We start from the raw sequence: 11,430 nt of genomic DNA on the forward strand, positions 1-11,430 counted from the left end.
CGGACTCCCCAATAACTGAAATTGTAACAGGTTTCACACCATCCCGATGAACAAAAAAAGAGACTCACGATCTCGTCGTGAGTCTCCTAAATTCAAAGGTTAAGCTTTACTAGTTGATGAGTCGGTTGAGGACGTTGACTCTGCGTCGTTGTCGGCAGCCAACGTGATCTTGTCGTCTTCGATCCGTGCCACCAGATTCTTAACATCTGCGTGGTCCAGGTAGAAGTCGGCAATCCGGTCTTCAATCTCTTCTTGGATAACTCGCCGTAATGGCCGAGCACCCATAGCAGGATTGTAGCCCTTCTTGACCAATTGTTCTTCGACGGGCTTCGTGACATGGATGTGGAGGCCTTGGCCAGCCAGCATCTGGTTAACGTCACCAATCATGAGATCCACAATCTGCATCAAGTTGTCCTTGCTCAGAGAGTTGAACTCAATGATATCGTCGAAACGGTTGAGAAATTCTGGCTTGAAGTAGTTGGTCAGATTCCCCAATACGGAATGCGTCGTGCCATTAGCAGCGGCACCAAAACCAACGTTGGCTTCGGCATCCCCAGTTCCGGCGTTACTGGTCATGATGATCAGCGTGTCCTTGAAGGAGACGGTTCGGCCTTGAGAATCGGTCAGGCGGCCGTCGTCAAGAATTTGTAAGAACATATTCATAACGTCGGGGTGTGCCTTTTCGATTTCATCCAACAGAATCAACGTGTAAGGGTGACGACGAACCTGTTCCGTTAATTGACCAGCTTCCTCGTACCCAACATAGCCAGGTGGGGACCCGATCAACTTAGAAATGGAATGTGGTTCCATGTACTCAGACATGTCGAATCGAACCATTGCATCCGTTGAGCCAAAGAGTTCATTGGCCAGTTGCTTGGCTAATTCCGTCTTCCCAACACCGGTAGGGCCCACGAAGAGGAATGACCCAATTGGGCGTCCAGTTCCGTTTAACCCAATCCGGTTACGTCGGATGGCCCGAGCAACCTTATCAACGGCTTCATTTTGGCCGATGACGTGTTTCTCGAGGTCGGTTCCTAAACTCTGGAGTTGATGTTGTTCTTTGGCTTGGAGTTCACCGACGGGGATGTTGGTCTTTTCTTCCACGATGTCTTGCATATCCTTGACCGTGACTTCAACCGAAGTGTTCGGATCAGCAGTTGTTGCTGATTCCTTGGACTTCTCCAGCTTCGTCACTTGGTCACGGTAGTAGGCAGCCTTTTCGTAGTCTTCCTGCTTCAAGGCGTCTTGCTTCTGTCCTTCGGCGGACTTGATCTTTTCGTCAATCGCCTTAGGGTCCGCCACGTTAATGGTCAGATTCTTCCGCGAACCAGCCTCATCTAACAGGTCAATGGCCTTGTCAGGTAAGAAGCGGTCTTGAATGTACCGGTCTGACAACCGAACGGCGGCTTCAATGGCGTCGTCCGTGTAGTGAACGTGGTGATAGTCTTCATACTTCTTTTGAATACCCTTAAGAATCTTCACGGCCTCATCGGCACTCGGTTCGTCTACCGTTACGGGTTGGAACCGCCGTGCTAACGCCTGGTCCTTTTCAATGTCACGGTACTCATTTAACGTGGTTGCCCCGATCAATTGGAAATCACCACGGGCGAGGGCGGGTTTCAAAACATTCCCGGCATCCATGCCACCTTCGGCATTTCCAGCACCCATGATTTCGTGAATTTCATCGATGAAGAGAATGATGTCCGGATTGGACTGAACCTCTTTCATCAATTGTTGCATCCGTTGTTCGAATTGACCTCGAATCCCGGTTCCTTGAACCAGAGATACGACATCTAAACGGATAATTTGTTTGTTGGCGAGCTTTTGAGGAACGTTGCCTTCGACAATTCGTTCCGCAAGGCCTTCAACGACGGCCGTCTTCCCAACACCGGCTTCCCCGATGAGTACGGGGTTGTTCTTAGTCCGTCGGTTCAGGATTTCGATGACTTGTGCCGTTTCTTTGTCTCGACCAATGACAGGGTCAACCTTACCATCTTTTGCCAGTTGCGTGAGGTTCAGGCCATACTGATTAAGTAGGCCATTGCCAGAGCCCTGGTTGCCTGATGGTTGTGTTGGCCGGTTGCCTTGACCGGAAGCTTGACGATAATCTGAAGGATTACCGTTGCCGTTACCGCCTTGCATGGCCCGGAAAATATCATCCAGGTTACCAAAGCCGAATGGATCTTGTGCCATACGGCCACCTCCATTTCCAGAATCGTTTGATTGTTGCTGTTTCAGCAGCTGGTAACAATTTTGGCATAGGTCAACTTGTTGCCGCTGCCCATTTACACTCATGTAAAGGTGAATCGTTGCTTCATTGCGGTGGCAATTTTGACATAGCATCTTGTCGTCTCCTTTCTTGCCTGGAGTTCTCGTGGGAAGTCCCACAGGATCAATTAAAAGCCTTTGACCTTTATTGACCATTGAACACATTATACCGCGTTGATTAGGGGGTGCAAGTATTTTGATTCACCCAGTAACCGCGTAGCACGAGGGATTACCTCACGAACGCCTTTTATTTTAGCACTCTCTCCCATAGAATGCTAAAATCAGTCTCGGAAATTGAAAATTTCTTTTGACGTCGGCGAAGATGCACCGTAGAATATATAGGAAACAACGAAGTGGGGGTGGCAATGTGGCAGAAGATTTCACGGATTTATTGAATCAACTCAAAGATGGCAAGATTGACCAGTTCGAGGTAACGCCGGCAAGCTTCCCGGCTTTTCAGAAAGCTTTCATGGCTTTTGATACCCGAAAGCGGGTGGTTGGTCAGGCCCACAAAGACGGAAAACTTGTCTATCATTATGATCATGACGCCGGAAATAGCGGCGAATGACGAATTTTTTATGTAAGCGGTTCACTAACAACTTGTAATTTAGTGGTTAGATTGATATTCTTAGTAGGTAGGCATGACTCGTTCAATGGTTGTTTGACCACTGCGCAAGGTCAAGGCGAGCCATCGTCAATAAGAAGTCAACCTAAGCTTAAAGGAGATCGATCAATTATGGAAAAACGCGAATTTCATGTAACATCCGAAACTGGTATCCATGCCCGTCCTGCAACCTTATTAGTTCAGGCAGCTAGCAAGTACACCTCAGAGGTTAGCTTGCAGTACCAAGACAAGTCCGTTAACTTGAAGTCTATCATGGGTGTGATGTCATTGGGTGTCGGCCAAAATGCTGACATTACGATCACCACTGATGGTGACGACGAAGCCGACGCAATGAAGGCTGTTGCTGATACCATGGTAAAAGAGGGTTTATCTAAATAATGAAGACGATGCTCAAGGGGATCGCTGCGAGTGATGGGCTAACCTGTGGCCGAGTCTTTCGGCTGGTTGACCCGCAACTCGAGATTCATCAGCGGTCAATTCAAAATCTTGATAAAGAGATAGAGCGATTCCATCAGGCCCTTGTAGCAGCCGCCTCGGATATTGAGACGATAAAAACTCGTGTAAATAAAAACCTGGGTGCGGATCGTGCCCAGGTTTTTATTGCGCAAATGGCGATGGTTAGGGATGCCGAACTGGTCGATCCGGTCACGGCGCTTATCCAGGAAAAACGGATCAATGCCGAGGCTGCGCTACTCACGGTTACTCACGATGCCGAGCAACGGCTGACGAGTCTGCAGAATAATCCGTACCTGCAACAACGTCTGGCAACATACCGGGCGGTGACCAAGCGGGTAACGGCCAAGTTACTGGGTGTGGACTTGCCAGATCTGGCCCTCGTGACCGATCCCGTGGTGGTCGTGGCGCATGATTTGGTGGCCAGCGAAACCATTGCGGTCAATCCACAACAGGTTTTGGGGTTCATTACCGATACCGGTGGCCGAACCTCACACTCGTCGATCCTGGCACGTTCGTTAAATTTGCCGGCGGTCGTGGGGACTCAGGTGGCGACGCAACAACTGGGGAATGGTGACATGGTCATCGTTAACGGTTCTCAAGGTAACGTTGTGGTGGCGCCGGACGATGACGAAGTCGCGACGGCGAAACAAGAGATGGCTAAGCGCCGGCAGAATCAGGAACGTTTGGCCAGTATCCGCCATCACGGCACGGTCTCCAAAGATGGTGTCGGTGTGACGCTTGCCGCCAATATGGGAACGGTTGCCGATTTACCACGCGTTGAGGCTGGTGGGGCGGAGGCCATTGGTCTGTTGCGAACTGAATTCATGTACCTTGATGCCCATCACTTGCCTTCTGAGGATGAGCAGTTCACGATTTACCGACGAATATTGACGACTATGGCGCCACGACCGGTAGTCATTCGGACTTTGGATGTTGGTGGGGATAAACCATTACCCTATCGTCCAGCTCAGGATGAGGCCAATCCCTTTATGGGGTCGCGGGCCATTCGCCAGAGTCTGGCTCACCAACAGGTCTTTCGGAGTCAACTACGGGCCTTGATTCGGGCTTCGGCATACGGCAAGTTGCGGATTATGTTTCCGATGATTACGACGCTGGATGAGTTGCGCCAGGCCAAGGCAATTTATGCTGACGAGCGGGCTAAGCTTACTACAGCCCGGGTCGCCATGGGTAAGATTGACGTGGGGATGATGGTGGAAGTGCCCGCCGCAGCCTTACTGGCTGACCGTTTTGCTGCCGAGGTGGATTTCATGAGTATCGGCACCAATGATCTCATCGGCTACACCTTGGCTGCCGACCGCACCAATCAGGATGTGGCATATCTGTATCAACCTTACCATCCAGCCGTATTGCGGCTAGTCGATCGGGTTATTTCAGCGGCACACGCTGCAGGGATTCCAATTGCGATGTGCGGTGAGATGGCTGGTGACCCTATTGCGGTACCTTTATTGCTGGGGATGGGCTTAGATGAGTTCTCAATGGCGCCTAACGCCATCTTGAAGACGCGAGAACTCATTAGCCACTTGGATGCCCACGAACTCACCTCATTGGCAGAGACTGCGGTTAATTCAGCCAGCACCAGCCAGGAGGTCGTCACGATGGTTCAAGCCGCCGTGCCAGACGTTCTGGGATAAGACTCTAAATTGAAAAATTACAGGGAGACGGGACCAGCCATAAAGGCTTTAGGTGCCGTCTCTTTAATTTTGTTTGCGATTGGGCCTGAGGTTTGCAATCCCCTAGCCAAACCCATATAATTGTGATGATTGTATTTAGTGCTATTAGAAAAGGTTTAGCCAAACACAGACGCAAGGGGGATTGGCGATGAATATTGGCTTATTTACAGATACCTATTTCCCTCAAGTGAGTGGGGTGGCAACGTCGATCAAGACGTTGCGGGATCAACTAGAAAAACAGGGTCATCAGGTGTACATTTTTACTACGACTGACCCACAAGTCGAACGGAATGTTTATGAACGAAATGTCTTTCGGTTTTCAAGCATTCCGTTCGTTTCGTTTACGGACAGACGGATTGCGGTGCGCGGGCTGTTCCAGGCCTATCAAATTGCCAAGGAATTGAACTTGGACATTGTTCACACCCAGACGGAGTTCTCGATGGGGTGGATCGGCAAGTTTGTGGCGCGTAACCTGGAAATTCCTTGCTTACATACCTATCACACCATGTATGAGGATTATCTGCACTATGTGGCCAACGGTAAGATCTTAAAACCGGTGCATGTGAAGCAAGCGACACTAGCCTTTTGTTATCATCTGACTGGTGTGGTTGCGCCGAGTGACCGAGTGTTGACGACCTTAACCGATTATGGGGTTAAAACACCAATTCGAATCATTCCAACCGGGGTAAACCTTCATCAGTATGAGCAACCGGATACGGCAAATCTGCGGCGTCAGTGGGGCTATGGGCCTGATACGCCGGTGATTCTGTCGTTGAGTCGTTTGGCCTATGAAAAGAATATCAAGGCCAGCATTGCCGCTATGCCGCGGATTTTGGAACAAGTGCCCGAGGCGCAGCTACTGATTGTTGGGGATGGGCCAGCCAAGGCCGACCTGGAACAACAAGCTCAGGATGCTGGGTTGATGGACCATATTACCTTTACCGGTGAGATTGATAATGATGAAGTATTTCATTATTACCACATGGCCAATGTCTTTCTCTCTTCCTCTGATTCGGAGTCCCAAGGGCTGACTTATATCGAGGCCATGGCGGCGGGAACGAAGATCGTGGTCATGACCAGTCCCTATACCGATGACTTGTTGTCGGATCGGGCGCTAGGTGTGACTTTCTCGACAGAGGATCAGTTGGTAGCCAACGTGGTGGATTATCTGCGTCACGGGGATGAGGAACAAAATCCAGAACTGCTTGCACGTAAGCTGGCAGAAATCTCCGCCGATACTTTTGGTCAACGGGTCATTTCCTTTTATCAGGACGCCCAGGCCAGTTACGAAGAGGCGCATGAGGATACGCCGGATTTTAGTGATTGATTAAGGGAGTTATTTGATGCTTAAAATTAATATGTTCTCCACGGCCGATTCGGTTAAGGGTCAGGGTGTGGGGAGTGCCTACAATGAATTAATGAATTTGTTAAAGACGCGGCTGCACGATGAGTTTCAAGTCACGGTTAACAAATACAGTCGGGTAGACGTCACCCATTACCACACGATTAATCCGACTTACTACCTGTCAACATTTTTACCTGGACGCGGCCGTAAGATTGGCTACGTTCATTTCTTGCCGGAGACACTTGAGGGTAGTCTGAAGATTCCCCAGCCCTTTCGGTCAATCTTCTATAAATATGTCATTGCATTCTATAAGCGGATGGACCACATTGTTGTGGTCAACCCGACTTTTATTCCCAAGTTGGTTGCCTATGGGATTCCCGCAGAACGGGTGACCTATATTCCCAATTTTGTGAGTCGCAAGGAATTCTATCCCGTGGATCACGATCGTCAGGTGGCCTTACGTCAACAGTACGGGTATGATACCAAGCGCTTTACGGTGTTGGGTATTGGTCAGATTCAGGAACGTAAGGGGCTCTTTGACTTTATTAAATTGGCGAAGAACAATCCAGACATTCAATTCGTTTGGGCCGGCGGCTTTTCATTTGGCCGGATGACCGATGGCTATGCGGCGCTGAAGAAGGTCGTGGATGATCCACCAGCCAACCTGAGTTTTCCGGGAATTGTCGATCGTGACAAACTGGTGGACTACTACAACATGGCTGATCTCTTTTTACTGCCATCGTTTAATGAACTTTTTCCAATGTCTGTATTAGAAGCCTTTAGTACCGGGACACCGGTGTTACTGCGTGATCTGGACCTGTACCAGGCCATCATCGCAGGCGACTACCAACCGGCCAAGGATTATGATGAGATGAATCAACAACTCCATGACTTACCACAGAATCCAACAGCCATGGCACACTGGCACCAGCAAAGTTTGGCAGCCGCGGAGCGTTATTCCGAGGCCCACTTAGCGGAGATCTGGCGGCAATTCTATCAGCAACAAGCAAAAGTGAGGTAGTGACATGTCCCGTCGAAATAAGTGGGTTTTAACGATTATGTTTTTGGTGGGGATTGCAATCTTCGCCTATTCACTCCGGGACATTAAGTTTTCCGTTCTCGTGAACGATTTTGTTCATATTAATTTCTGGTGGTTCGGGGTAGCGGTGGCCTGCATGGTCATCTACCTGGGACTAGAGGCCTGGATTGTGAAGGTCTTTATCTCCGATCGGATCACTGGGTTCACCTTTAAGGATGCCTTACGGATTCCCATGGTTGAACAACTTTTTAATGGGATCACGCCGTTTTCTTCAGGCGGTCAGCCCGCCCAACTCATTGCCCTGATGCAAACGGGGGTCGATGCTGGGAAGGCGAGTTCGGTGTTATTAATGAAGTTCGTGGTCTACCAATCGATGATTGTCATTAACTTTTTAATTGCCTTGATGATTGGGTTTAACCAAATCCAGGATAAGCTTCATGCCTTGGTCTGGTTAGTGGTCTTTGGTTTCTGTATTCATCTGGCAGTTATTGTGGGGTTACTGATGATCATGTTCTGGTATAACTTTACCAAGAAGATGGTGACAGTCGTCCTCTACCCGGTGAAATGGTTTGTGAAGCCAGAGCGTTATGAACGGATGTCACGCAATATCAACAGCAAGATCGATTCCTTCTATGCCGAGAGTGTCCGAATCAGTGGAAAGGGGAAGCTGATGCTACGGGTCTTTGTGATCACGTTCTTCCAGCTGGCCTTTTACTACTTGATTCCGTACTTTATTATGTTAGCCCTGGGCTATACCTCGGCAAATATCGTCATGGTCACGAGTTTCCACATTCTGATCGTGATGGTCATTTCACTTTTCCCAATTCCCGGTGGTGCCGGTGGGGCGGAGTACAGCTTTGAAATGATCTTCCGGAGTTATATCTCTTCGAGTAGTAAGCTAGTATTGGCCATGATTCTCTGGCGGTTATTGACCTACTACTTCGGGATGTTGGCTGGATTAGTGGCGATGGTCATTCGACCAGATCGGGTGACCGAGGACTCAGATTCATGAAATCAATGAGTTTTTCTCGATTTGGGCGTGTCATATGGCCCCAAGTTTGGTAAAATCATTAGTGGAAAGCTAGAAAGGGGACCAATCATGGAAGAATCTCAACTGATTGGCATCATCAATCGCTTAAAGGCGATGCAAGAGGATGCTACCGACGAGCCACAGCCCCGTCGTTTTGAAAAGGAAGGCGTTGAGCAGGCAACGGTTGTCTTTAACCAAGCTACTCACACTTACACGTTAACCGAACATAATCCGGAGACGACTTTTGAATTTGATAACATCGACCTGGTGGCTATCGAATTATTTGATTTACTGACGGATAACTAACAAAACTATGGGTGCCATAGTTTTGTTTTTTTATTATATCGGGAAAAGATTGAATTTTTCCAAAGGTTCCGCAATCGGATTGATTACCCGATAATATCAGCTATACTTGAATGATGTTAATTATTATGTGGAGGCAGTCTCATGGCGAACTTTTTTAAGCGGAAGACGAATTGGTTAAACACCCGTATGGGCTTTTTCCTATTAATCGTCGTTTTATTTTGGGTAAAAACATACATTGCCTATCAGACTGAGTTTACCTTAGGTGCTAAGGGCAGTGTGCAGCAGTTTTTACTACTAATTAACCCATTACCGGCCGCCCTGTTGGTATTCGGGATTGCCCTGTATTTCCGGGGCAGATTAGCTTACTGGCTAATGCTGATTATCGACGTGCTAGAATCCACCTGGATTTTCGCAAACGTTGTGTATTACAGAGAGTTCTCCGACTTTCTGTCATTTGGGATCATGAAGGGCTCGAGTTCGGTTGGCAATAACCTGGGTAAGAGTCTCGCTCAGATTACCCATCTCTATGATTTCTTCGTTTACGTTGATATTATCGTGTTAATCATCTTACTGGTGACACATGTTATTCGAATTGACCCACGGCCATTCAAACGGCGGTATGCGTTGTCGATTACCGTGCTGTCATTTGGCTTGATGTTTGCTGAGTTTGGGATGGCGAATGCAGACCGATCTGGTTTATTGACGCGGACCTTTGATAACAACTATATCGTTAAATACCTGGGTCTTAATGAGTATGCGGCGTTTAACGCCTATCAGACACAGAAGGAAAGTGCGACGCGGGCTAGTGCCAATGCATCGGACATGAAGAGTGTGCTGAAGTACTTGAAGCAGAACCGGGTTAGCCCGAATGTGTCCTACTATGGTAAGGAGAAGGGTAAGAACGTTTTTATCATTCACTTGGAGAGTTTCCAGCAATTCTTAATTGACTACAAGGTGGATGGTAAAGAGGTTACGCCAACTCTGAACAAGTTCTATCACAATGATAATACGTTGTCGTTTGACAACTTCTATAACCAGGTTGCCCAAGGAAAGACTTCCGATGCCGAAATGATGCTCGAGAACTCACTGTTTGGGTTACCACAGGGGTCTGCGATGACGACCTACGGGACGCAGAATACGTTCCAGGCGGCACCAGCAATCCTGAGTCAGGAGGCTGGATACACCTCGGCAGCATTCCATGGGGATGTGCCAAGTTTCTGGAACCGGGATAATACGTATAAGTCTTGGGGCTATCAGTACTTCTTTAGTTCTAGTGCCTATACGGAGAAGGCGGGCTATAGTGTCGGTTATGGTCTGAAGGATAAGATCTTCTTCAAACAATCGGCCAAGTATATTGAACAGTTACCACAACCGTTCTATGCTAAGCTGATTACGTTGACCAATCATTACCCATATGAGCTAGATAAGAAGAATACGGACTTCCCCGCGACGAAGACCGGGGACAAGACGGTGGACCCTTATGTTCAGACGGCCCACTACCTTGATCAATCGTTTGCAGAGTTCCTGACCTACCTGAAGAAGGTCGGTCTCTACAAGAATAGTGTGATCGTGGCTTATGGGGACCACTATGGGATTTCCAACAACCATCGACCAGCTATTGCCCAACTGTTGGGTAAGGATAAGATTACCGGCTACGATCTAACGCAGTTCCAGAAGGTACCATTCATGGTTCACGCAGATGGTCTGAAGGGTGGCATTAATCACACCTATGGGGGCGAAATTGATGTCTTGCCTACACTGTTAGACTTCTTAGGAGTTAAAAACCAGGATACGGTTCAGTTTGGGCAAGATCTCTTGGCCAAAAATCGAAACCAGACGGTGGCCTTTCGTAATGGGAACTTTGTCTCCCCGAAGTATATGAAGGTGGGGGGAACCGTCTATGATACGAAGACGGGAGAAGTCCTCACACTGACGGCGGCTCAGAAGAAGGAAGTTGATCAACTACAGAACCATGTGACGACGGAGCTTTCTCTGTCTGATCGGGTTATCTATGGGGATCTCCTACGGTTCTATTCACCGAAGAACTTTAAGAAAGTGGATAAGTCGTCCTTTAGTTATAAGTACACGCCAGCGATGGCAAAGTTAGCAGAGGCTCAGAAGGAAGAGAAGACCAGTGTTCTGTCTAAGAATGATGGCAAGAGTACTGTCTCGGACTACAAGACCGATGCACCAGAACTGAAATAGAATGATGAATTGCATTCAGCCCATAGTGGTTGAATGCAATTTTTTTGTGGTGTTAACCGCTATAGCGGGGTTCAGGGGCAGTTGATGAAACGTTTTTTGTTAAATATGCATTTAGGGGTTGACCGGTGTGGCTGTTATTGGTAAACTATTTTCTGTTGTCAATTTATGAATGTTCCGTTGCGACGGCGAGAAACACCGGCTAGATTAATTGTTAAAAAGGCTTGACGGTCAGTTTAATTATTGATATAGTAGTAATCGTTGTTAAGAATATTTATTCAACCGGGGATGAATATCCCGATATTTATTCAATAAAATGTTTAAATAAGTTGTTGACAGTGTTTTGACAGCATGATATACTTTAAAAGTTGTCACGGAGTTAGTTATTCGCGACAAGGTAGACCTTTGAAAACTGAACATTGTTTCGACAAACCAAATATGTGTAGGGCGGTTTGATATTTATATCAA

General features: G+C 47.9%; 9 protein-coding genes. 8 read left to right on the forward strand and 1 reads right to left on the reverse strand.

Annotated elements, in window-relative coordinates; genetic code table 11:
* Positions 1-99: 99 nt before the first annotated feature.
* On the reverse strand, positions 100-2,343 hold the full coding sequence (locus OCU14_RS08575; RefSeq protein WP_261810676.1) for an ATP-dependent Clp protease ATP-binding subunit: 2,244 nt from the start codon (positions 2,341-2,343) through the stop codon (positions 100-102).
* Between the two features lie 292 nt (positions 2,344-2,635).
* On the opposite strand from OCU14_RS08575, the gene ykzS reads away from it, so the two are divergent.
* The 8 genes from ykzS to OCU14_RS08615 all read left to right on the forward strand — a co-directional run bounded on the left by ykzS (position 2,636) and on the right by OCU14_RS08615 (position 10,965).
* The gene (gene ykzS / locus OCU14_RS08580) at positions 2,636-2,836 is read left to right on the forward strand and encodes a protein YkzS (RefSeq protein WP_261810677.1); all 201 of its coding nucleotides are present in this window, start codon (positions 2,636-2,638) and stop codon (positions 2,834-2,836) included.
* 168 nt (positions 2,837-3,004) lie between these two features.
* Positions 3,005-3,271 carry a phosphocarrier protein HPr gene (locus OCU14_RS08585; protein WP_057879076.1) on the forward strand — a complete coding sequence of 89 codons (267 nt, stop codon included), beginning with the start codon at positions 3,005-3,007 and terminating at the stop codon, positions 3,269-3,271.
* On the forward strand, positions 3,271-5,001 hold the full coding sequence (gene ptsP, locus OCU14_RS08590) for a phosphoenolpyruvate--protein phosphotransferase (protein ID WP_261810678.1): 1,731 nt from the start codon (positions 3,271-3,273) through the stop codon (positions 4,999-5,001). The genes OCU14_RS08585 and ptsP overlap by 1 nt, the downstream gene beginning before the upstream one ends.
* A gap of 187 nt (positions 5,002-5,188) precedes the next feature.
* Entirely contained in the window at positions 5,189-6,367 is a 1,179-nt protein-coding gene (locus OCU14_RS08595) for a glycosyltransferase family 4 protein (protein ID WP_261810679.1), read from the forward strand.
* Between the two features lie 16 nt (positions 6,368-6,383).
* A complete protein-coding gene (locus OCU14_RS08600) occupies positions 6,384-7,406 on the forward strand; it encodes a glycosyltransferase family 4 protein (RefSeq protein ID WP_261810680.1) in 1,023 nt (340 codons plus the stop codon).
* 4 nt (positions 7,407-7,410) lie between these two features.
* The gene (locus OCU14_RS08605; RefSeq protein WP_261810681.1) at positions 7,411-8,436 is read left to right on the forward strand and encodes a lysylphosphatidylglycerol synthase transmembrane domain-containing protein; all 1,026 of its coding nucleotides are present in this window, start codon (positions 7,411-7,413) and stop codon (positions 8,434-8,436) included.
* A gap of 87 nt (positions 8,437-8,523) precedes the next feature.
* A complete protein-coding gene (locus tag OCU14_RS08610) occupies positions 8,524-8,760 on the forward strand; it encodes a YkuJ family protein (RefSeq protein WP_020089680.1) in 237 nt (78 codons plus the stop codon).
* Positions 8,761-8,901: 141 nt separating this feature from the next.
* Entirely contained in the window at positions 8,902-10,965 is a 2,064-nt protein-coding gene (locus OCU14_RS08615) for an LTA synthase family protein (RefSeq protein ID WP_261810682.1), read from the forward strand.
* Positions 10,966-11,430 lie beyond the last annotated feature (465 nt).

The organism is Levilactobacillus humaensis (genome assembly GCF_024345185.1).
In the GTDB taxonomy this organism is placed as follows: Bacteria; Bacillota; Bacilli; order Lactobacillales; family Lactobacillaceae; genus Levilactobacillus; species Levilactobacillus humaensis.

Excerpts from the sequence above, each read along its gene's own strand:
- OCU14_RS08575 (WP_261810676.1), bottom strand. The coding sequence starts at position 2,343 with ATGCTATGTCAAAATTGCCACCGCAATGAAGCAACGATTCACCTTTAC.
- OCU14_RS08585 (WP_057879076.1), top strand. The coding sequence starts at position 3,005 with ATGGAAAAACGCGAATTTCATGTAACATCCGAAACTGGTATCCATGCC.
- ptsP (WP_261810678.1), top strand. The coding sequence starts at position 3,271 with ATGAAGACGATGCTCAAGGGGATCGCTGCGAGTGATGGGCTAACCTGT.
- OCU14_RS08595 (WP_261810679.1), top strand. The coding sequence starts at position 5,189 with ATGAATATTGGCTTATTTACAGATACCTATTTCCCTCAAGTGAGTGGG.
- OCU14_RS08600 (WP_261810680.1), top strand. The coding sequence starts at position 6,384 with ATGCTTAAAATTAATATGTTCTCCACGGCCGATTCGGTTAAGGGTCAG.
- OCU14_RS08605 (WP_261810681.1), top strand. The coding sequence starts at position 7,411 with ATGTCCCGTCGAAATAAGTGGGTTTTAACGATTATGTTTTTGGTGGGG.
- OCU14_RS08610 (WP_020089680.1), top strand. The coding sequence starts at position 8,524 with ATGGAAGAATCTCAACTGATTGGCATCATCAATCGCTTAAAGGCGATG.
- OCU14_RS08615 (WP_261810682.1), top strand. The coding sequence starts at position 8,902 with ATGGCGAACTTTTTTAAGCGGAAGACGAATTGGTTAAACACCCGTATG.